This window comes from Streptomyces sp. NPDC048604, from assembly GCF_043199435.1.
In the GTDB taxonomy this organism is placed as follows: Bacteria; Actinomycetota; Actinomycetes; order Streptomycetales; family Streptomycetaceae; genus Streptomyces.
In genome coordinates, this window is the sequence record NZ_JBICVX010000006.1 from 379,280 (window position 1) to 400,941 (window position 21,662).

18 protein-coding genes are annotated in these 21,662 nt (G+C 72.4%); 8 read left to right on the forward strand and 10 right to left on the reverse strand.

From position 1 onward, the window contains the following. Window positions 1–418: 418 nt before the first annotated feature. The 3 genes from ACGFMM_RS15740 to ACGFMM_RS15750 form a co-directional block, all read right to left on the reverse strand. Window positions 419–1,819, reverse strand: coding sequence for a sulfatase (locus ACGFMM_RS15740; protein ID WP_393646858.1), 1,401 nt, complete (start codon window positions 1,817–1,819; stop codon window positions 419–421). A 121-nt stretch (window positions 1,820–1,940) separates the two neighbouring features. Next, a complete protein-coding gene (locus ACGFMM_RS15745; protein WP_393646859.1) occupies window positions 1,941–2,033 on the reverse strand; it encodes a putative leader peptide in 93 nt (30 codons plus the stop codon). A gap of 424 nt (window positions 2,034–2,457) precedes the next feature. Continuing rightward, window positions 2,458–3,351 carry a GyrI-like domain-containing protein gene (locus ACGFMM_RS15750; protein WP_393646860.1) on the reverse strand — a complete coding sequence of 298 codons (894 nt, stop codon included), beginning with the start codon at window positions 3,349–3,351 and terminating at the stop codon, window positions 2,458–2,460. 173 nt (window positions 3,352–3,524) lie between these two features. On the opposite strand from ACGFMM_RS15750, the gene ACGFMM_RS15755 reads away from it, so the two are divergent. After that, the gene (locus ACGFMM_RS15755; protein WP_393646861.1) at window positions 3,525–4,979 is read left to right on the forward strand and encodes an RNB domain-containing ribonuclease; all 1,455 of its coding nucleotides are present in this window, start codon (window positions 3,525–3,527) and stop codon (window positions 4,977–4,979) included. Between the two features lie 371 nt (window positions 4,980–5,350). On the opposite strand, the gene ACGFMM_RS15760 is transcribed toward ACGFMM_RS15755, so the two are convergent. The 7 genes from ACGFMM_RS15760 to ACGFMM_RS15790 all read right to left on the reverse strand — a co-directional run bounded on the left by ACGFMM_RS15760 (window position 5,351) and on the right by ACGFMM_RS15790 (window position 13,520). After that, window positions 5,351–6,751: an aminobutyraldehyde dehydrogenase gene (locus tag ACGFMM_RS15760; protein ID WP_393646862.1), complete on the reverse strand. Its 1,401-nt coding sequence runs from the start codon at window positions 6,749–6,751 to the stop codon at window positions 5,351–5,353. After that, entirely contained in the window at window positions 6,744–8,060 is a 1,317-nt protein-coding gene (locus ACGFMM_RS15765) for a flavin monoamine oxidase family protein (protein WP_393646863.1), read from the reverse strand. Before ACGFMM_RS15765 ends, ACGFMM_RS15760 begins: the two co-directional genes overlap by 8 nt. Before the next feature lie 25 nt (window positions 8,061–8,085). Then, on the reverse strand, window positions 8,086–9,246 hold the full coding sequence (locus ACGFMM_RS15770) for an ABC transporter ATP-binding protein (RefSeq protein ID WP_393646864.1): 1,161 nt from the start codon (window positions 9,244–9,246) through the stop codon (window positions 8,086–8,088). A gap of 5 nt (window positions 9,247–9,251) precedes the next feature. After that, window positions 9,252–10,088: an ABC transporter permease gene (locus ACGFMM_RS15775; RefSeq protein ID WP_393646865.1), complete on the reverse strand. Its 837-nt coding sequence runs from the start codon at window positions 10,086–10,088 to the stop codon at window positions 9,252–9,254. After that, window positions 10,085–10,975, reverse strand: coding sequence for an ABC transporter permease (locus tag ACGFMM_RS15780; protein WP_393646866.1), 891 nt, complete (start codon window positions 10,973–10,975; stop codon window positions 10,085–10,087). Before ACGFMM_RS15780 ends, ACGFMM_RS15775 begins: the two co-directional genes overlap by 4 nt. A gap of 1 nt (window position 10,976) precedes the next feature. Further along, window positions 10,977–12,107, reverse strand: a complete 1,131-nt coding sequence (locus tag ACGFMM_RS15785) for a spermidine/putrescine ABC transporter substrate-binding protein (protein WP_393646867.1) — start codon at window positions 12,105–12,107, stop codon at window positions 10,977–10,979. 153 nt (window positions 12,108–12,260) lie between these two features. Continuing rightward, entirely contained in the window at window positions 12,261–13,520 is a 1,260-nt protein-coding gene (locus ACGFMM_RS15790; protein ID WP_393646868.1) for an aromatic ring-hydroxylating dioxygenase subunit alpha, read from the reverse strand. A gap of 481 nt (window positions 13,521–14,001) precedes the next feature. Here ACGFMM_RS15790 and ACGFMM_RS15795 point away from each other — a divergent pair, with 481 nt between their 5' ends. From ACGFMM_RS15795 to ACGFMM_RS15825, 7 genes are all read left to right on the forward strand, one after another. Further along, the gene (locus ACGFMM_RS15795; protein ID WP_393646869.1) at window positions 14,002–14,529 is read left to right on the forward strand and encodes a hypothetical protein; all 528 of its coding nucleotides are present in this window, start codon (window positions 14,002–14,004) and stop codon (window positions 14,527–14,529) included. After that, window positions 14,526–15,971 carry an NADH-ubiquinone oxidoreductase-F iron-sulfur binding region domain-containing protein gene (locus tag ACGFMM_RS15800; RefSeq protein ID WP_393646870.1) on the forward strand — a complete coding sequence of 482 codons (1,446 nt, stop codon included), beginning with the start codon at window positions 14,526–14,528 and terminating at the stop codon, window positions 15,969–15,971. The genes ACGFMM_RS15795 and ACGFMM_RS15800 overlap by 4 nt, the downstream gene beginning before the upstream one ends. Then, on the forward strand, window positions 15,968–16,159 hold the full coding sequence (locus tag ACGFMM_RS15805) for a ferredoxin (RefSeq protein ID WP_393646871.1): 192 nt from the start codon (window positions 15,968–15,970) through the stop codon (window positions 16,157–16,159). Before ACGFMM_RS15800 ends, ACGFMM_RS15805 begins: the two co-directional genes overlap by 4 nt. Before the next feature lies 1 nt (window position 16,160). Continuing rightward, window positions 16,161–18,230 (forward strand): acetate--CoA ligase family protein, encoded by a 2,070-nt coding sequence (locus ACGFMM_RS15810; RefSeq protein WP_393646872.1) that lies wholly within the window; start codon window positions 16,161–16,163, stop codon window positions 18,228–18,230. A 107-nt stretch (window positions 18,231–18,337) separates the two neighbouring features. After that, window positions 18,338–19,507, forward strand: a complete 1,170-nt coding sequence (locus ACGFMM_RS15815; RefSeq protein WP_393646873.1) for an acyl-CoA dehydrogenase family protein — start codon at window positions 18,338–18,340, stop codon at window positions 19,505–19,507. 59 nt (window positions 19,508–19,566) lie between these two features. Next, entirely contained in the window at window positions 19,567–20,739 is a 1,173-nt protein-coding gene (locus ACGFMM_RS15820) for an acyl-CoA dehydrogenase family protein (RefSeq protein WP_393646874.1), read from the forward strand. Beyond that, complete coding sequence (locus tag ACGFMM_RS15825) at window positions 20,736–21,626, forward strand: 3-hydroxybutyryl-CoA dehydrogenase (RefSeq protein WP_393646875.1); 891 nt, start codon at window positions 20,736–20,738, stop codon at window positions 21,624–21,626. The genes ACGFMM_RS15820 and ACGFMM_RS15825 overlap by 4 nt, the downstream gene beginning before the upstream one ends. Window positions 21,627–21,662: the final 36 nt, after the last annotated feature.

The window sequence follows — 21,662 nt, forward strand, 5'->3', positions numbered from 1 at the left end:
CGAGTGCGCTCGCCGAGCCGGCCCAGAGCATCGAGGTCCCCTTCCGCTTCTACGCCCAGTTCCTGGATCGCGCCAGTCGGGGCTCCGCCCCCTCAGCCGGACCGGACTTGGACCGGAAATGGAGCGGAAGAGCTGGTCAGGAGTGGGAGCGGGAGGAACTGGGAGTTGCGGTACATGACTTCCCTTGCGCTGATCCGCGCGGATAGAGGGCGCCTGACGGGCGAACGCCCCCGCCGATGGTCCGGATCTTGGTTTCGGGAGCGGTGGGAGACGTGCGCTCCGGATGCGGTGGGATGACGGCAGGCCTGCAACGAAGACCATGCCGCCCACCGCTGTGCAGGTAGCGACGTCGGCTGCCCATCGAGCGTGGTGCTCCGCGTCGTTGGCAGCGCCGGCTCATCGCGCGAGCCGACGGCGCTCAGTACCGGAGCAGTCCCGCGTCGATGCGCTCCCACGCGGCCCGCAGCTCGGCGAGCCGTGCCTGTTCGAAGGGTGCTCGGTCCGCCTGCTCGCGGGCGTCCTCGGACAGGTGGAAGAGCTGGTCCCGGCCGGACTTTCCGCGGTAGTACTTCCAGTCGCCGCGACGCAGTGCCCGCTCGCCCCGCACCCGCCAGAAGAGGTTCCGCTCCGGCACCTCGGCGCCACGCAGCAGGTGCCCGGCGAGGCTGGTGCCGTCGAGAGGGTACGCCGGGTGGTGACGGGCGCCGGCCAGGTCGAGGAGGGTCGCCGTCCAGTCGGGCGTGAACACCGGCAGGTCGCTGACCTGGCCGCCGTCGATCCGCGCCGGCCAGCGCAGGATCGACGGAACGCGAATGCCGCCCTCCTGGAGGGAGCCCTTGTTTCCCGCGAGCGGCCAGTTGTAGGAGAAGCGCTCCCCGCCGTTGTCGCTGGCGAAGAAGACGAGGGTGTCCTGTTCCTGGCCGGAGCGCTTCAGCGCGTCGAGGACCTGCCCGATCGAGCGGTCGAGGTCTTCGACCATCTCCCTGTACTTCTCGATCGAGCCACCGTCCTGGTGCCAGAGGGCGGAGCGGTCGCCGGCTTCGATCCGTCGGACGATCTCGGCGCTCGTGTCCGTGTCGCCGTCGGCGATCCAGGGCCAGTGCGGGGTGGTGAAGTTGAGGTTGAGCAGCCAGGGCCTGTCGTGGTCGCGGCTGACGTACTCGCTCGCTCGCTCGGTGAGGATCCGGGTGTAGTAGCGCAGGTCCTTGTACTCGGCGTCGCCCTCGTAGAGGTCGTACTCACCGCCGAGGCCGAGCTTGGAGTAGTACTCCAGGGCTCCGCCGAAGTTGCCGAAGAACTCGTCCCAGCCGGAGCGGGTGGGGGAGTGGTCGGGAAGGTATCCGCAGTGCCACTTGCCTATGAGGGCGGTGGCGTAGCCGGAGTCCCGGAGCAGCGAGGCGAGCGTGGGGTGGGTGGGCTCGAGGCCGACGGACTTGTCGGCGATCGGCTCGGCGAGGCCTCCCTTCGTACGGCCCGGGTAGCGGCCGGTGTAGAGGCTGAAGCGGGTGGGCGAGCAGGTCGCGGAGCCGGAGTAGGCGTCGGTGAAGCGGACGCCGCCGCGGGCGAGACGGTCCAGGTGGGGGGTGCGGATGTGCGGGGAGCCGTATGAGGAGAGGTCCGCCCAGCCCAGGTCGTCGCCCAGGACGAAGAGGATGTTGGGCCGCCGGGAGTGGCGCAGCGGGTGCGCGGCGCGGAAGGGGCGCTCCCGCGGTTCGGCCGGGGTCGCGTGCGCGGACGGCGCGGTGGCACCGAGGGCGGCCGCGGCGGCGACACCGGCGGCGGCCCCGCCGAGGGCGCGGCGGGACAGGGGCGTGGACATACGAGTCTCCAGAAGGGCGTGCGGATGTACGGGCATGCCTCCGGGGCCCGGCTGGCGGGGACGGTGCCGTGGGCGCGGAGGAGCGCGCGGGTGTGGCTGGGGGAGCGGGAAGACCGGCTGGTCAGGGGCAGCGACAGGCCGCGCTCGCGACACGGACGAGGTCCACGTGTCGGCGCTCGACGAGGGTGACCGAGGGGTCACGCTTGGGCTGCATGGCTCAGGAGTCTCACCGGGGCGGGCGGGGGGCGTCAACGGTGCAGTGAACGGTCAACGCGCGTAGTTCGCATGATCGACACGCCACCGCAGCTCGGCACCCCGGTGCGACGGTCGCCTGCGGCAAGGGGACGGACGGACAGGACGCCTCCGACGACTTCGGCGACCCGCACCTCATCGAGCACGCCAACCGGGGCCGGTACGACCGAGCGACCTGCTGCGGTCGCTCCGACACCCTCGTGGGCTCCTTGTCGTAGGCGTCCTCGACCGTGACGGTCAAGCGCCGGCTCGCCCGGATGCCTCATGGGGCGACACCCGGTGGGCAGGTGTGGTGAGTCTTCGATGGTCGCTCACCATCGTGCCGACCCTGGTAGGGCCCTGGACGTCGCCTCCCGAAGTGGAAGGCGACATCCAGGGCCCGGTTGTCACGCCCCCGCGCCTCCGCTGTTCCGCTCGACCGGGATCCACAGCTGGGAGTCCGTGGCCGCGCCGATCTCCACCGGCTGGGTCCGCAGGAGTTCCGGGCCGGGCCGGCTCACGTACGGGTTCGAGGGGAACCACTGGGTGAACACGTCTCGCCACAGTTCCTGGAGGGCGGTGGGGTAGGGGCCGTGGTTGTCGAAGACGGCCCAGGTCCCGGCAGGGACCTCCAGGGTGTCGAGCTCCTCCGCGGCCGATTCCGGGCCGGTCGTCACGCCGATCCAGTAGTCGACCTCGGCGCCTTCCTCCCGGCTGTCGGTCAGGTGCACCACCGCGGACAGGACTCCCTCCGGCTCTCCGTCGGCGAGTTCCTTCATCCGGATGATCGCCTGCTGGTCCAGGCTCTCCACGTGTGCCGCGGCGGCCGCGTTGACTCCCTCGTGCACGAGCGGAACCCGTGCTTTCCGGCCGAGGACCCGGAACGCTTCCTTCTCGACGATCCGGTACCGCATGGTCGTACTCCCTTCGACGACGACTCGGAAGGACATGCGCGGCTGCGCCGTCAGCGTCGCGCCCGTGCGCCGGGCCTCGTTCGGTCCGATGCCGTGCACCGACCGGAACGCGCGCGCGAACGCCTCGCCCGAGCCGTAGCCGTAGCGCACGGCCACGTCGAGCAGTGTCCGCTCCCCGTCCAGTACCTCGGCTCCGGCGAGTGTCATGCGCCGGCGTCGTACGTACACGGACAGCGGCATCCCGGCCAGCGCGGAGAACAGACGCCGGAAGTGGTACTCCGACGTCGTCGCGATCCGGGCGACCTCGGCGATGTCGAGCTCCCGGCCGGCCTCCGCTTCGAGGCGGTGCTCGATGTGGTCGAGCGCCTGGTTGAGCTGCTCCAGCACGGGTGCGTGTCCTTCCCTCTGTTGCCTTCACCGTAGGAATCACCACCCTTCCAGGACCCGACGATCCGTGCCCGAAACGATCGGGTGCCGGACCACGCCGCCACGAGCCGGGAGTATGCCCGGCCGGATCTGCTCGCCGTGCCGCTCCGTGTTCGCGGCCGTACGCTCGGCACATGCGACGCCGACAGATGCACATGTCCCGCGAGGCTCAGGACGTCCTGCTCAAAGCGCTGCAGCAGCTACGGGCGGAGCTGAAGGCCACCGCGGAGTTTCCCGTGCACGTGCTCGAAGCGGCGGAGGCCGCCAAGCAGGATGTCCGGCTGCCCGAGAAGGACGCCACCCACCTGCCCCTGTTCACGATCGACCCGCCGGAATCGAGGGACCTCGACCAGGCCATGTACCTGGAGCGGCGGTCGGGCGGCGGGTACCGTGTGCACTACGCCATCGCCGACGTGGCAGCCTTCGTCAAGCCCGGGAGCCCGCTGGACGACGAGGCCCACGACCGGATCGAGACGCTGTACCTCCCCGACCTCAAGGTGCCCCTGCACCCGCCCTCGATCTCCGAGGGGCCGGCCAGCCTGCTCCCGAACCAGGTCGTCCCCGCCCTGTTGTGGCAGCACGACCTCGACGCCGACGGCAACGTGACCGATTCGACCGTGAGCCGGGCCAGGGTACGCAGCAAAGCCAAACTCGACTACCTGGGCGTCCAACAGGACATCGAGGCCGGAACGGCCGAGGAGTCCGTCGCCCTGTTGCGCGAGATCGGCAAGCTGCGGGAGGCCGTCGAGGCCGCGCGCGGCGGGATCTCGGTGAACCTGCCGGACCAGGAAGTCACCCTGAAGGACGGATCGTTCCGGCTGAGCTACGTGGCAGCCTTGCCCGTGGAGGGCTGGAACGAGCAGATCTCCCTCATGACCGGGATGGCCGCGGCCCGGATCATGCTGGACAGCGGTACCGGGATCCTGCGGACCCAGAAGGAGCAGGACGACCAGGACGAGATCCGGCGCGTGCACGACATCGCGAGATGCCTGGGCATCACGTGGGAGCCGGGCGTCACGTACGCCGCGCTGGTCAACTCCCTCGACCCGGCCGAACCGAAGCACATGGCCTTCCTCAGCGAGGCCACCGCCATGTTGCTCAAGGCGGAGTACACCACCTTCCGCGACCACCACCTCCCGCCATACACGCACCATGCGTCGATCGCGGCCCCGTACACCTACTGCACGGCCCCGCTGCGGCGCCTGATCGACCGCTACACAGGTGAGCTCTGCGTGGCCGCGTGCGCCGACCAGCCTCCGCCGAACTGGGTGCTCGACGCCCTAACCTGCCTGCCGTGCGACATGGCGCGGGGGAAGGGGAAGCAGGCGGACCGGCGCGCGGTGGACCTGGTGGAGGCCGCAGTGCTCAAGGACCGGCTGGGCCAGACCTTCGGCGGCACGGTCATCGACACCGAGGCGGAGGACGGCGAGCCGAAGAAGGGCACGGTGCACCTGACGGAGCCCGCCGTGATGGGCAGGATCACGTCCGGCACCGAGCTCGACCTGGGCGCGAGCGTCCAGGCCAAGCTCACGCGGGCCGACCCCCTCTTCTCCGGCAGGCACAAGATCCTCTTCAACACGGTGGTGTAGCGGCCCGTCGCGACGAAAAAGGCGCGAGTGGCGCCTGACGGGCGAAACACTTGGTCAGGCGCCCCCCCTTGTGGCTCTAGAAGAACCCGAGCTTCTTCGGCGAGTACGACACCAGCAGGTTCTTCGAGTGCTGGTGGTACACGCCTCGCGTGGTCGCTGACCAGCGGAAACGGCCACGATTCGGCAAAGCCGCAGGCGGCTGGTCCGCGCATGGCCCGGATCCTGGTCGCCACGCAGCGGCCCACCGCGACTTGTTCCACCAGCGCCTGCATGCCGAGACCTTGTTCATGGCCGGCAGCGCGAAGGTGCTCCGCGAGACGGCGCGGCGATTCCTCGACGTCGTCCGCAAGGGACCGGGAGGGGACCGCGGCTCAGATCATCACGTGCTTGGGCCGGGTGTAGTCGAGGAGGCCGGAGAGGGACAGGTCGCTGCCGTAGCCGGAGTGTTTGACTCCGCCGTGCGGCATTTCGGAGACCGTGGTGCCGTGGGTGTTCACCCACACGATCCCGGTGTGCAGGGCCCTCGTCGCCCGCATCGCCCGGTCGTGGTCCCTGGTCCATACGCTCGCGGCCAATCCGAAGCGTACGTCGTCGGCGAGCCGCAGCGCTTCGGACTCGTCGCTGAAGGACTGCACGGTCACGACGGGTCCGAAGATCTCCTCCTGGACGATCTCGTCGTCCTGGCGTACCCCGGCGACGACGGTGGGGGCGTGGAAGAAGCCGGGCCGCGCGGGCCGTGTGCCGCCGGCCACGATCCGGGCGTGGCCGGGCAGCCGGTCGAGCAGGGCGCAAACCGAGGCCAGCTGGGCGGCGTTGTTGAGCGGGCCCAGGTCGGTGCCGGGGCGCAGTGCGCGGGCGGCGTCGGCGAGGGCGTCCAGGAAGGCGTCGTGGATGCGGGCGTGGACCAGGAAGCGGGTGGGGGCGGTGCAGTCCTGGCCCGCGTTGTAGAAGGCGACCTGGGCCAGGGCGGCGGCGGTGGCGGGGACGTCGACGTCGTCGTGGACGATCACGGGCGCGTTGCCGCCCAGTTCGAGGTGGACCCGCTTCAGGCCGGCCGCAGCCGAGGCGGCGATCTCCTGGCCGGCGCGGACGCTGCCGGTGAGCGCGATCAGGGCGACGGCGGGGTGGGCGGTGAGGGCGCGGCCGGTGTCGCGGTCGCCGCAGACGACGTTCAGCACGCCCGGGGGCAGGTGAGGGGCCGCGATCCGGGCGAGGAGCACCGACGAGGAGGGGGTGGTGTCGGCGGGTTTGAGGACGGTGGTGTTGCCGGCGGCGAGGGCCGGTGCGACCTTCCACGCGGCCATCATGAGGGGGTAGTTCCACGGCGTGATCTGGGCGCAGACGCCGACCGGTTCGCGGCGCAGCAGGGAGGTGCGGCCCTCGGTGTACTCGGCCGCGGCGGCGCCTGGGAGGTTGCGGGCTGCCCCGGCGAAGTAGCGGAAGGCGTCGGCGATCCCGGGGAGTTCCTCCGTGCGGAACTGTTCGGCGGGCTTCCCAGTGTCGGCGGTCTCCGCGGCGGTCAGCTCGTCCGCGTGCGCCTCGACGGCGTCGGCGACGGCGAGCAGGGCCCGCTGCCGCTCGGCCGGGGTGGTGGCCGACCAGGGCCGGTACGCGGCCGCCGCGGCCGCGCAGGCGGCGTCGGTGTCGGCGCGGCCGGAGCGTGGGGCGCGGCCGTGCACGCGCCCGGTGGCGGGGTCGACCAGCTCGGTGGTCACGCCCGTGGCGGCGGCTCGGTCCTCGCCGCCGATGTGGTTCAGCAGACTGTCAGCCACGGCGCAGGGCCTCCTTCGCGGCGGCGCGGCCGGTGCGGACGGCGCCCTCCATGTAGCCGGCCACCCACTGGTCGGATCCGCAGACGTAGAAGGGCGGTTCATGGGTGCCGTGACGGGGGCCGACGGCCATGACGTCGCCCGGAGCCCATTGCGTCACGTACCCCTGGGTCCAGGGGTCGGTGCCCCACAGGCGCAGATGCGCGGCGCGTGGCCGGTGGGCCTGGTCGCCGTACAGCCGGGCGATCTCGGTGAGGAGTTCGTGGGTGCGCAGGTGGGCGGGGGTGCCGAGGAGGACGCCGTATCTCTCGGGCGGGATCAGGGCGGACAGGATGCCTTCGTTCTGCGGCCAGGTGCTGCCCAGCACCCCCTCGCACTCGGACAGACCGCTGAGCCCCCGGTCGCGCCAGAACGGGCGGTCGTAGGCCGCGACGAACTTCGCGGCGAGGGCGTGTCGCTGGTGGTACAACGAGGCCAGACGCTCCTCGCCGACGCCGGTGACGGCGAGCGAGCGCAGCGGGCCTGCGGGCAGGGCGCTGACGACGGCGGCCGCGGTGAGGGTCTCGCCGCCCGCGAGGCGCACCGAGCAGCCGCCGGAGCGATGGACCGTGAGCGCCTCGACGGGCGAGCCGGTACGGATTCTGCCGTCGAGCCCCGCCGCCATGCGCAGGGCCACGGTTGCTGAGCCCTCGGCGACCCGCAGGCCCTCCCAGGCCTCGTACTCGTAGTGGCCGAGGCCGGGGACGGCGGCGTGCTTGCGGAGCGCGGCGAGCAGCGAGGTGCGTTCGTACGAGCCGTCGGCGAGCGCGAGCTGGCCGATCTCCCAGAGCCGTACGACGGCCGGGCTCGCCCCCTCGTCGCGCAGCCAGCCGGCCACGGACAGCCGGTCCAGGGCGGTGGCCTGCGGGTGTGACCAGGGGTCGTCGGGGTCGACGGTCGCGGCGAGTGCGGCGAAGCCGGCGGTGACCTTCCGGTGGGAGGCGTCGTCGCCGGGGCCGAACCAGTGCGGCGGGTCGCCGGCGCTTACGCCTTCGGGCGTGGCGCGGGCGAGCGCGCCGGGTTCGGCGACGTAGCTGGGGACGAGGGAGAGGCCGAGTTCGGCGACGAGGGCCGTGTACGCGGTGTGCGCCGAGCCGACGACCTCCCCGCCGAGCTGGACGAGGCGGCCGTCGGGCAGCGCGGTCTGCTCGACGCGGCCGCCGACCCGGTCGCGGGCCTCGACGACGAGGACGTCGACTCCGCCCGCGGCCAGGTCACGGGCGGCGGCGAGTCCGGCGAGTCCGGCGCCGAGCACGATGACATCGTGGTTCATGGTGTCTCCTCCGGAGGGGCCGTCGTCAGTCCAGCACCAGGCAGTGCTCGGGCCGCCAGCCGAGCTCGACCTCCTCGCCGCCGCTCCAGCGGTCCTCCATGCGGGAGCGGGCGGTGTTCTGCTCCAGGACGTGCACGGTGACGCCGGGGGCCAGTTCGATGAGATACGTGGTGGTGGGGCCGGAGTAGACGGTCTCCCGGACGACACCGGTGACCCGCGCCATGCCGGGCTCGAAGTCGGACAGCCAGATCTTCTCGGGGCGCAGCGAGAGGCTGACCCGGCTGCCGTCGGTCATGCCGGGGCGGTCGCCGACGGGGAGCGCCGGGCCCTGGTCGAGCAGCACCCGTCCGGCGCGGTAGGTGCCGGGGACGAGGTTGGAGGTCCCGAGGAACGAGGCGGTGAAGCTGCTGGTGGGACGCTCGTACACGTCCTCCGGAGTCCCGCACTGTTCGAGGCGGCCCTCGTTCATGACGGCGAGGCGGTCCGACATGGTCAGGGCCTCGTCCTGGTCGTGGGTGACGAACAGGAAGGTGATGCCCACCTCGCGCTGGATCTGCTTGAGCTCGACCTGCATCCGACGCCGGAGCTTCAGGTCGAGAGCCGCCAGCGGCTCGTCGAGCAGCAGCACCTGCGGACGGTTGACCAGGGCGCGGGCGAGGGCGACGCGCTGGCGCTGTCCGCCGGAGAGGGTGGACGGTCTGCGGCCCGCGAGGTCGCCGAGCTGCACGAGGTCGAGCATCTCGGCGACCCGGCGGCGGATCTCGGGGCGGGCGACGCCCTTGCGCTTGAGGCCGAAGGCCACGTTGTCGGCGAGGGACAGGTGGTCGAAGAGGGCGTAGCTCTGGAAGACGGTGTTGACGTTGCGCCGGTGGGGCGGGAGGCCCGTCACGTCCTCCCCGTCGAGCAGGACGCTGCCCTCGGTGGGGTCGGCGAAGCCGCCGATCATGCGCAGCAGGGTGGTCTTGCCACAGCCGGAGGGACCGAGCAGGGAGAAGAACTCGCCGGGGGCGATGTCGAGGCTGATGTCGTGGACGGCGTACGAGGCGGAGCCGCCGGAGCTCCCGGAGCTCCCGGGGTAGCTCTTGCCGACCCGGTCGAGCCGGACAGCGGGGTGCGGGAGTACGGCTTGCGGTTGCGGGGGTCGGGCCGTGTCCGGCGCCTGCGGGGGCGTGGGTTGCGAGGTCATGGCGTTTACTTCCCGGAGAGCAGGTCGAGGCCGCCGCGCCGGCCGAACAGGCGCGGGATGGCGAGGGCGAGGGCGATGAGTGCGACGGAGCCGGCCAGCATCAGCGTGCCGACGGCGTTGATGGTGGGCTGGACCCCGAACCGGATCGCCGAGTAGATCCGGACCGACAGTGGTTGCGGATCGACGCCGGTGGTGAAGTAGGCGAGGACGAAGTCGTCGAAGACCAGGGCGAAGACGAGGACGGCGGAGGCGAGGATGCCGGGGAGCAGCGCGGGCAGCGTCACCAGCCGTACGGCCTGCCGGCGGGTGGCCCCCAGGTCCATGGCCGCCTCCTCGATCTCCGGGTTCAGGGCGGCGACACGGGAGCGCAGGATCACCGTCACATACGAGATGGAGAAGGTGATCTCGGCGAGCATCACCGTCGTCGTGGACAGGGTGATGCCGAGGCCCTTGAACAGGAGCATCGCGGCGACGCCGGTGACGATCTCCGGGGTGATGAGCGGGACGAGCATCACCAGTCCGGCGAAGGAGCCGAGCCGGTTGCGGCCCCTGACCAGGCCGAGCGCGAGGGCGACGCCCAGCACCACCGAGCCGACCATGGCGACGAGGGAGACCCGCAGGCTCATGTCGAGCGAGTCCAGCAGCATGTCGTCGCGGAGGAACGCTCCGTACCAGCGCAGGCTGACGTCGTCGAAGACGGTCAGGGACTTCTGCGAGTTGAAGGAGAACAGGACGACGACGCCGATGGGGACGTAGAGCAGCGCGAAGAAGACGGCGGTGACGGCGATGGCGAACCGGGGACGGCGTTCGGCGCCGCGGCGGCGCCCGCGGGCGGCCCTCATCGGACCGCCTCCGCCTCGTCCTTGCGGGTGCGCCGCAGGTAGCCGAGCATGCCGAGGAGGAGGACGGCCATCAGCAGCATGGTGAGGGCGGAGCCGAGCGGCCAGTTCTGCCCCTGGAAGAACTTGTCCTGGATCAGGTTGCCGATCATGATCTGGTCGGGGCCTCCCATGAACTGGGCACTGACGAAGTCGCCCATGGCGGGCAGCAGGACGAGGACACAGCCGGCGGCCGCGCCCTGCCGGGTGGCCGGGACGGTGACGAACAGGAACGTCCGCAGCGGACCGGCGTACAGGTCGCGGCCCGCCTCGATGAGCGAGGTGTCCATGCGCTCCATGGCCGCGTACAGCGGGATGATCATGAAGACGACGAAGCCGTAGACGAGACCGGCGACGACGCCCGTGCCGGTCTGCAGGATCCGGGTCCCCCCGTCGGCGAGCCCGATCGCCCGCAGTGCCCTCAGCAGCGGTCCGTCGTCGGACAGGACGACGGACCAGCCGTACATCCGCACCAGGTAGTTGGCGAAGAACGGGACGACGATCGCCGCGATCAGCAGGTTCTTGTATCGGCCGCCCCTGGTCGCGATGGCGTACGCGACGGGGTAGGCGATGACCAGGCAGACGGCGCAGGTGACCAGGGCGTAGCCCAGCGACCGCAGCAGGACCGTGCGGTACGCGGGGTCGGCCAGGGCCGTGAAGTTGTCGAGGACGAAGCCGAAGCGCGGGTTGCCGAGCGGGTCGGTGGTGCCGAACGCGAGGGTGGCCACCAGGATCAGGGAGGCGACCAGGAAGACGGTCATCCAGAGCGTGCCGGGCAGCATCAGCCAGGTCCACAGACGTTCCTGTACCGGCTTTCTGACGGTGCGTGGGGTACGGGCGGTATCGGCCATGTCAGCCCGCCTTCACGTCGGTCCAGGCGGCGTCGCGTGCCTTCTCGCCCGTCGCCGTGCCGTTGCGGAAGAACATGTCGTTCCTGAGGTCGGCCGCGGTCACCTGGCACTGGGGGAAGGGCTCCACGAGCGCGGCGTAGGTGTCCTCCGTACCGCGCACCGGCATCGGGTAGCCGATGTACTCGATGTTCCGCTTCACGTTCTCGGGCCGGAGCATGTAGTCGATGAAGAGCATGGCGGTGCCGGGGTGCGGTGCGTCGGCGGGGATGGCGTAGCAGTCGGAGTTGACCGGGGCCCCCTCGCGGGCGGTCTCGAAGCCGAACACGGACGGGTCCTTCGCCTGGGCGAGCATCGCGGCCATGTCCCCGCTCCACGCCTGGGTCATGTCGGCGTTGCCGTTGAGCAGGTTGTTGTAGCTGTCACTGGAGAAGCCGCGCAGCCGAGGGCGCAGGGTGCGCAGGGTGTCGGTGACGCGGTCGAGGTCGCCCGGCCGGTCGGTGGTGAGGGGCAGGCCGAGCTTGAGCGCGCCGACGGCCAGTACCTCGTCGCGGTCGTCGAGGACGAAGACCTTGCCCTTGGCTTGGTCGTTCCACAGATCGTTCCAGGAGCCGCTGAGGTCGCCGAGCCGGTCCCGGCGCCAGCCGATGCCGGTCTTGTACATGGTGAAGGGGACGGTGTGGGCGGAGCGGGGGTCGTACCAGGGGTCGGCGAAGTAGTCGTAGGCGCCGAACACGGCCTCGGCGTTCCTCAGACGCCCGTGGTCGATGCGGCGCAGCCGGCCCCCTCGGGAGAGGCGCTCTGCCCACTTCGCCGTGGGGAAGATGATGTCGTACCGGTTGCCGGCGTTGAGTTTGGCGGCCATGCCTTCCATGGAGTCGTAGTTCGACTGGACGACCTTGACCCCGTACTCCTTGGAGAAGCCCGCGAAGACGGCCGGGTCGACGAAGTCGGCCCAGTTGAAGTAGACGAGGTCGCCGTCGACCTTGACGTCGATGGGGGCGTCGGCGGCCGCCTGGCCGTCGGCGTCGGGGGCTGAGGAGAATCCGCAGCCGGCCGCCGTCAGACCGAGGGCGGCGGTGGCACCGGCGCGGAGCAGCGAGCGGCGGGACAGGGAAGGTGCCTCGGGGGACATGGGGTCCTCTCCGTAGGGGCCGCTGGGGGACGGCGGGCGAACGTTCGGTGCGTCGACGCGTGAGGCGTTCGGCTGGGCGCGTACGGGCGCGTACGGGCGTGTACGGGCGCGTTCGGGGGGTGCGGGCGGGGTTCGGCGATGTGGCGGTGCCGCTCACCGGCCGGGCGAGCCGGAGCCGGGGTCGGGGTCCGGTGCGGCGTCCGTGGGAGCGGCGGGGTCCGAAGGTTCTACGGGGTCGGCGAGGTCGGCGCGGATGCGGTCGGCGAACCAGCCGACCGCGAGCTCGCGCCGGGACAGCGGTCCGGGCTCGAACCCCGGGGTGGACAGACCGCGTTGGACACGGGCGACCAGTTCGGTGTCCTCGTCGTTGGTGATCCAGCCGATGTGCATGTTCAGGCGCCGGGCGAGTCGGGTGCGCAGCCCGGTGCCGCGGCGGGTGTAGAAGGCGCCGGGGACGGCCACCTTGTCGACCGCGGCCGGCACGGCGGTCCACGCGAGCACGTGGTCCGGGTAGAAGTCGATGAGGGTGTTGGGGTAGATCACGGCGTACCGCCAGACCCTGCGGTCGGCCTCGGTGAGGCCGGGCATGGGCGCGGCGACGCGCTGGTAGAGCCGCTCGGTCCAGTTGGAGGACGGCTTGTCGCGCAGGGGCGAGGTGAACAGGACGTAGGAGCCGTGGATCTCGCAGCCGTAGCCCTGGTAGTCGAGCAGGCGCATCAGGCCGGGGTGGGCGACGGGTACGTGGTACCCCTCCAGGTAGTTGTCGACCGCGACCTTCCAGTTGGCCTCCTGGACCTCGGCGCGGGCCAGGTCGTGGATCCGGTCCCGGCCGACCGGCACCAGGTCCGCCCCGGCGTAGTGGCCGACGGCCTCGGCGAGCCCTGCGCAGCTCTCGGCGAGCGGGACGGCGTTCGGGTCGAGGTTGACGAAGACGAAGCCGAGGAAGGATTCGACCCGGGCCGGGAACAGGCCGAGGCGGGGCTTGTCGAGGCAGGGGATCTGCCGGGCCTCGGGGGCGCCGACCAGGCTGCCGTCGAGGCGGTAGGTCCAGCCGTGGTACGGGCAGCGGATCGCCTTGCCGGCCGGTTCGGGGGCGGTGACCAGGCGGGTTCCGCGATGGCGGCAGACGTTGAGGTGGGCGGCGAGGCCGCCGTCCTCGGTGCGGACGACCAGGACCTCCCGGTCGGCGACGGTGGCGGCGAGCCGGGCCCCGGGGCCGGGCAGGTCGGACTCGTGGCACACGAGCTGCCAGGACCTGGCGAAGATCTGGCGGGTCTCGGCGGCGGCGACGGCGGGATCGGTGTAGTGGCGGGCCGCCAGCGCGGGAGCGGGGAGGGCCTTGGCGGCCGTGTCGGGTGCGGTGGGCGCCTCGTGCGCGGTGAGTGCGCCGGGTGCGGGGGCTCTGGGGTGCATCGGTGACTCCTCGTACCGCGGTGCGGCGATCGGTGTCGGGCGTCGATGTCGTGCGAACCGGATGCGGGCAGCGGGTCGGGGCGGGTGCCGGGACCGGGCTGACCGATTGGACAGCCAGCGTGGTGGCTGAATTCCGCTAGGTCAAGACTTGTACGCTGACCGATCGGTCAGCTACCTTGGTTATTGCCTGACCGATCGGTCAGCAAACGTGATTCTGTCGCTGCTCTGCCGCCGCACTGTCTCTGACCTGCGCATTTACTCGTCATCTGGTGGGTGCGGCCCACGGCCCTCGCGCCGGAAGCAGCCCGGCGTGCCCTGGCACCTGCCCCGACACGCACCTCCCTCGCTTTCCTCCTCCGATTCCTCCTCGGCCGAGACCGCGGACGAGCCTGTGGCTCGAACGCCCCACCCGCCCACTCGGCTGCCGGGCCGGCGGCCGACGGTCACGGCACCCGCACCCCCTTCCCTTCCGGAGGCACGTATGAGTGGTCGTCGGCATCTGGACTGGCTCGGGCTCACCCCCGAGCCGGAGCGGGAGCTGCCCGCAGCCGTCGCCACGCTGCGTGCCTCCCTCGGCACGGCGCACCACCCGCCGCCGGGCCGGGCCGAACTCGCGGCCGCCGAGCGACACCGGGTGGAACGCCTGGTCCTGCGGGGCAGTCGGCACAGCTGGTTGCGCTACCTCGCCGAAGCCACCGCGCTCGTGACCGCCGTGACCCTCCGGCTCGACGAGCAGGGCCGCGGGGACAGTCACGCGGACGCCGACGCGCGCATGAACGCGGACGCGGACACGAGAGCCGACGCGGACACGGACGCCTCGACCGCGGCCGCGCTGCTGGCCGCCGAGGTGATCCTCGACCACCACCGCATGCTCATCGGCCTGCCAGGAGCGGGATACGGCCGCACCGCAGGGGACCGCGCCGCGCTCGAAAGCGCGCTGCGTCTCCTGCGCACCCGGTCCCGTACCCCCGGACCCGCCCCCACCGCCCGTACAGGAGACGGCAGATGACCCGCAGCCTCCCCTCGCCCCCGAGCCTTGCCTCGCCCCCGAGTCACCCCCCGGCCATCAGCCGCCCCTCGACCGTCATCCGTCACCCGACCGCCCCCGAGCCGGGTTCCGTGCTGGGCGCGACGCCGTACGCGACGGAGAACGCCGAGGCGTACGAGGCCACCGGTGGCTACGCCGCTGCCGTCACCCCCGACGAGCTGCTGCACCACCTCGACGCCTGCGACCTGCGCGGCCGCGGCGGCGCCGGATTCCCGGCCGCCGTCAAGCTCCGCACCGTCCGCGAGCACGGGCGACGTGGCCGGGGAAGCGGGACGCGCGGCGAGCGCGCCGCAGGTGCCGGCGCCCCGGTCGTGGTGGCCAACGGGGAAGAGGGCGAGCCCGGTTCGGTCAAGGACCGCTGGCTGCTGCGGGCCCGCCCGCACCTGGTCCTCGACGGCCTCGTCCACGCCGCCGCGGTCACCGGCGCCGAACACGGCTATGTCTACCTCTCCGACCCGGAGGCGGCCCGCCACATCCGCCGGGCCCTCGCCGAACGCGTACCGTCGCTGCCCGTCGAGGTCGTCGAGACCGCCGCCGCCTATGTCGCCGGCGAGGAGACCGCGGTCGTCCGCCGGATCGACGGCGGGCCGGCCCTGCCGACCGCCAAACCGCCCCGCCCCTTCGAGCGGGGAGTCCGGGGCGCGCCGACGCTGGTCGCCAATGTCGAGACACTCGCCCGGATCGCGCTCGTCGCCGCCCGCCCCGACCTGCGCGAGTCGATCGCGCGCTCCACCCTGGTCACCCTCTCGGGCGGCAGCGTCGCACCTGTGCTCACCGAGGTGCCGTACGGGGTCCCCCTTCGCACCCTTGCCGCCGCCCACGGCACCCCGGCCTCGGCCGGTGCCCTGATGGGCGGTCTCTTCGGCGGGCTCGTCGACGCCCGCGCCCTGGACCTGCCCCTCGAACCCGGCGCACTCGCCGCCGCAGGTACGGCGCTCGGCTGCGGAGCGATCCGCTTCCTCACCGCCGAGGTCTGCCCGGTGGGCGCCGCCGCCGAGGCCGTCGGGCACCTCGCGGCCGAGAGCGCACGGCAGTGCGGCGTCTGCGTGTCGGGCTCGGCCGCGATCAGTGACGCTCTGGACCTCCTCGCCTCCGGATCCGCCGAACCCGACACTGCCGAGCGGCTGCACCGATGGGCGCGAGGACTGCCCGGGCGGGGTGCGTGCGGGCTCCTTGACGCCGCCGCCGGCCTCGCCGGAAGCCTGCTGCGCGTCTTCCCAGCACAGGTCCGGGCCCATCTCGACGGGCCCTGCCCGGTATGCCGTGCCGACGCCCCCGGGCGGGGCCCGCACCGCCTGACCCGCCTGAGCGTGCCGGTACCGGCCGTGGGACCACCCGCGCCGACCGGATCCGGCCCCACATCCGCCGAGCCCATGGCCGCCGTACTGGAAGGAACGTCATGAAACTGCTGCTGGACGCCACGCTGTGCAACGGCTACGGCCTCTGCCAGGAGAACACCCCCGAACTCGTCGAGCTCGACGAGTGGGGCTACGCGAACGTCGTCGCCGTCGACGTGCCGCCCGCTGCCGAGGACCGGGCCCGCGCCTGCGTGGAGAGCTGCCCCAACTCCGCCCTGCGCGTGGAGGGATGAGATGAGGCGTGATCTGACCTCCCTCTTCGACCCCGGATCCGTCGCCGTGGTCGGCGCCAGCGACGACCCGGCGAAGTACGGCCACGCGGTGGCCGCCCAGGCCCTCCGAGCGCCCGACCGGCGGCCCGTCCACCTGGTGAACCGGCGCGGCGGCACCGTACTCGGCCGGACGGCGGCCACCTCCCTCGGCGAGGTCGGCGAGCCGGTCGACCTGGTGGTGATCTCGGTACCCGGCACCGGATTCGAGGCGGCCGTCGACGACGCTCTCGCCTGCGGCGCGAAGGCGATCGTCGCCATCACCGCCGGTTTCGCCGAGGCCGGCCCCGCCGGGCTCGCCCGCCAGCGGGCCGTCGCCGAGCGTGTCCGGGCCGCCGGAGCCGTGCTCGTCGGCCCCAACTGCCTGGGCATCGCGGACAACACCACCGAGCTGTACCTGGCCTCGGACCGGTTCGCGCCCGGTCGTGTCGCCCTGCTCAGCCAGAGCGGCAACCTGGCCCTCGAACTCCAGCTGCGCGGCGCCCCGCACGGCCTCGGCTTCTCCCGGTTCGTCTCGCTCGGCAACCAGGCCGACGTCACCCTCGTCGACCTCGTCGAGGACTGCGCCCGCCACGAGCCCACCTCCGTGATCGCCGTGTACGCCGAGGACTTCGGCGACGGCCGGGCCTTCGCCCGTGCCGCCGCCGAGGCCGGCAAGCCGGTGGTCCTCCTCACCGCCGGCCGCGGCACCGCCTCGGCCCGCAGCGCCCGGTCGCACACGGGGGCACTGACCACCTCGGCCGACGTGGTGGCCGCGGCCTGCCGCGACGCGGGTGTCGAACTCGTCCGCACCCCACGGGAGATGACCGTGGTGCTCGCCGCCCTGGCCGGCGGGCGGCGCACGACCGGCCGACGGACCGCGGTCCTCACGGACGGCGGCGGCCACGGCGCGGTCGCCGCGGACGCCGCCGAGGACGCCGGGCTCGACGTGCCCGAGCTCGGCGTCCCGGCCCAGGACCGGCTGCGGAGCGTGCTGTGGGAGCAGTCCGCCGTCCGCAACCCGGTCGACCTCGCCGGCATGGGGGAGCAGCGCCCCCTCTCGTACGCCGACACCGTCCGCGAACTGCTGGCCGCCGACGAGGTCGACGCCGTCCTGATGACGGGCTACTTCGGCGGATACGCCGCCTCCGAAGGCGGCCTGGGCGGCGGGCCGGCCGGCGGCTCGGTCCTCGCCGAGGGCGAGCAACGGGCCGCGAAGGAGATCGCCGGACACCTCGCCGCCACACCGAAGCCGCTGGTCGTGCAGTCCATGTACCCGGAGTCGCCCAGCTGCCGGGCGCTCGCGGAGGCCGGGGTCCCGGTGTTCGCCGCCACCGAGGACGCGGCCCGCGCCCTGGCCGCGTCGACCGGCCGCGCGGCGGGCGCTCCGACCGGGGTGGCCGTTCTTCCGCCGGCCGCGGCACCCCTGGGGGACCCCTCGTACCACGGTGTGCGGGCGCTGCTTGCCGCGGCCGGAGTGCCGTTCCCACCGGCCCGGGAGATCACCGACGAGTCCGGGCTGCTCGCCGCTGCCGCCTCGTTCGAGGGACCGTACGTCCTGAAGGCCCTCCACGTCCTGCACAAGTCCGACGCCGGCGGGGTGGCGCTGCGGCTCGCGGACCGGGACGCGCTGCTGGCCGCGTACCGGCGGATGCACGCCCGCCTCGGCGCCCCGTCGTACTCGGTCGAGGCCATGGCGGACCTCTCGGACGGTGTCGAACTGATCGTCGGCGTTCAACGCGACCCCCGGTTCGGCCCGGTGGCGATGGTCGGCCTCGGCGGAGTGCTCACCGAGACCCTGCGCGACGTGGCCTTCGCCCTCGCGCCCGTGACTGCCGGCTCCGCCGAGAAGCTGCTGCGGGGGCTGCGGACCGCCGCCCTGCTCGACGGCGTGCGCGGCCGTCCCGCCGTGGACGTGACGGCCGCCGCCGCTGTCGTCGCCCGCATCACCGAGGTCGCCGCGGCCCACCCGGAGATCGCCGAACTGGAGGTCAACCCGCTGCTGGTACGCCCGGACGGCGCCCTCGCGCTGGACGCGCGAGCCGTCCTCGGCTGACCCCACCCCATCCCCACGAGGCCCCGGCGAGGCCTGCCCGTACACCCCCGCGTACCTCTCTGCACACCGTCCCGCACACCCCTCTCGCCCTGGAGGAGACCCGCACCATGGACTTCCGCTACACCCCCGAGCAGACCGAGCTCAAGGCGCGCGCCGCGGCCTACACCCGGCTCCTGATGCGGTACGAGGAGCAGTCCGAGGAAGCCGGCGGCCCGCTGCCCGCCGACACCGTGCGGGAGCTGACCCGGGCCGCGATCGAAGCCGGCGTCTACGCCATCAACATGCCCGCCGAGTGGGGCGGCGCCGGACTCTCCCTGCTGGACCAGGTGATCGTCGAGGAGGAGTTCGGCAAGGTCACCAACTGCCTGTGGGACATTCCCTGGCGGCCCGCCAACGTCCTCGCGTACGGCACCGAGGCACAACGCGAGAAGTACCTGCTGCCGGTGATTCGCGGCGAGCGCTTCGACGCCTTCGCCGTCACCGAGCCCGGGGCCGGATCCGACCCCGGATCGGGCACGAGCACCGCGACCCGCACGGCGGGCGGCTGGCTGCTGAACGGCGAGAAGTGGTTCGTCACCTGCGGCGACATCGCCGACTTCCTGCTGGTGCAGGCCGATGCCGGGCCGGACCGAGCGGCGACGCTGTTCTTCGTCGACAAGCAGGCCCCCGGTGTCGAGATGACGCGGGTCCCCCGTTTCATGCACTCAGCGGTGAACGGGCACCCCGAGTTCCGGTTCACCGACGTCTTCGTATCCGACGAGGACGTGCTCGGCGGCGTCGGCAACGGCTACGAGCTGACGAAGGAGTGGTTCACCGACGAGCGGCTGATGATCGCCGCCCGGACCGTCGGCGCCGCCGAGAGGGCCTTGGAACTGGCCCGTGACTGGGCCGTCGGACGCCGTCAGTTCGGCTCCCGTGTCGCCGACTTCCAGCTGATCCAGGGGATGCTCGCCGACTGCGCCGTCGACATCGCCGTCAACCGCGCCTACACCCACCAGATCGCCTGGGAGGCCGACCAGCCTCAGACCGACCGCAAGACCCTGCACGCCAAGGCCTCCACGGCGAAGCTCGCGGCGAGCGAGGCCGCCGGTCGGGTGGTCGACCGGTGCCTGCAGATCTTCGGCGGGCGCGGCTACGACCGCTCGTACCCGGTCGAGCGGATGTACCGCGAGCTGCGCGTCGACCGGATCTGGGAGGGCACCTCGGAGATCCAGCGGCTGATCATCGCCAACGAGCTGATCAAGCGCGGCACCGGGGCGCTGGCCCTGCCGCGCTGAGCCCACCGCCCTGCCCCGGCACCCACACCCACACCCACCACCGAGAGGACAAGCACCCCATGGACTTCCGTCTCACCGCACGCCAGCAGGAGCTCAAGGAATCGGCGCGTGACCTCACCGACTTCATCATGAAGTACGAGCTCGACTGCGAGGAGAACAACGGTCTGCCGCCACAGGCCCACGCCGAGATCCGCGACGCCGTCCTCGACAGCGGCCTCCAGGCCGTCAACATGCCGGCCGAGTGGGGCGGTGCCGGACTCACCGTCCCCGAGCAGGTCGTCGTCCAGGAGGAACTGGGCCGGCTCACCGGCGCACTGTGGGACATGGTGTGGCGGCCCGCCAACGCCCTCTCGCACTGCACGCCCGAACAGCGCGAGCGGTACCTCGTGCCCGTGATCCGCGGGCGCCGGCGCGACTGCTACGCGGTCAGCGAGCCCGAGGCCGGCTCCGACCCGCAGAACCTGCGCACCACCGCGACCCGGACCGCCGACGGCTGGGTGCTGAACGGTGAGAAGTGGTTCGTCACCGTGGGCGACCACGCCGACTTCATGATCGTGCTCGCTGCTGCGGGGGAGGAGCGGGCGCCGACGCTGTTCCTCGTGGACAAGGACACCCCGGGTATCGAGATGACCCGGGTGCCCCGTTGGATGCACACCTTCGTCTACGAACACCCCGAGTTCACCTTCACCGACGTACGCCTGCCCGAGGACGCGGTGCTCGGCGGCGTCGGCAACGGCTACGACCTCACCCGCTCCTGGTTCTCCGAGGAGCGGCTGATGATCGCCGCCCGCACGATCGGGGCGGCCGAGCGGGCCCTGGAGCTCGCCCGTGACTGGGCCGTCGGACGCCGTCAGTTCGGCTCCCGTATCGCCGACTTCCAGCTGATCCAGGGGATGCTCGCCGACTCGGCCGTCGACATCGCCGTGAACCGCGCGTACACCCACCAGGTCGCCTGGGAGGTCGGCGAGGGCCGAACCGACCGCAAGACCCTGCACGCGAAGGCCGCGATCGCCAAGCTCGCGGCGAGCGAGGCGTCCGGTCGGGTGGTCGACCGGTGCCTGCAGATCTTCGGCGGGCGCGGCTACGACCGCTCGTACCCCGTCGAGCGTCTCTACCGAGAGCTGCGCGTCGACCGGATCTGGGAGGGCACCTCCGAGATCCAGCGACTCATCGTCGCGGGCGAACTCGTCAAGCGCGGGACGGGTGTCCTGCAGCTGCCGGTGACCGCGTGAGCGACCTCGCCCGGGTGGGGATCGTGGGCTGCGGGCTCATGGGCTCCGGCATCGCCGAGGTCTGCGCCCGCGCCGGACGCGACGTCGTGGTGGTGGAGACCGGACCGGCGGCCGCGGAGGCCGGACTGCGGCGGATCACCCGCTCGCTGGAACGGGCTGAGGCGGCCGGCCGGCTGGCCGTGGCCGAGCGTCGGGCCGCGGCCGGTCGGATCGCGGTGACCACCGACATGGCGCGGCTCGCCGACCGCGATCTGGTCGTCGAGGCGGTGGCGGAGGACGAGCGGGCGAAGACCGAGGTCTTCGCCCGGCTCGACGCCGTCGTGGAGCGCCGGGACGCCGTCCTGGCGACCAACACCTCGTCCCTGCCCGTCATCAGACTGGCGGCCGCCACCTCGCGGCCGTCCCAGGTCATCGGTCTGCACTTCTTCAACCCGGTGCCGCGGCTGCCGCTGGTGGAACTGGTGCCCTCGCTGCTCACCGGCGAGGACACCGTCCGGCGCGCGGGCGCCTTCGCCGCCGAGGTCCTCGGCAAGGAGGTCGTGCACGCCCGGGACCGGGCGGGGTTCGTCGTCAACGCCCTGCTCGTGCCGTACCTGCTGGCAGCGGTGCGGATGGCCGAGTCCGGTGCGGCGTCGGCCGAGGACATCGACCGGGCCATGACCTTGGGCTGCGCCCATCCACTCGGCCCGCTCGCCCTGGCCGACCTGATCGGTCTGGACACGGTGCAGGCCATCGCCCGGTCGATGTACGCGGAGTACCGCGAGCCGCTGTACGCCCCGCCGCCGCTGCTGGCTCGGATGGTGGAAGCGGGGCGGCTCGGTCGGAAGACGGGTCGTGGCTTCCACCCGTACCCGGGGCGCCTGGCGGGGCAGGATGGGCAGGGATGATGGTCGGGGACGTGGACCGAGACCGAAAGCGGGAGT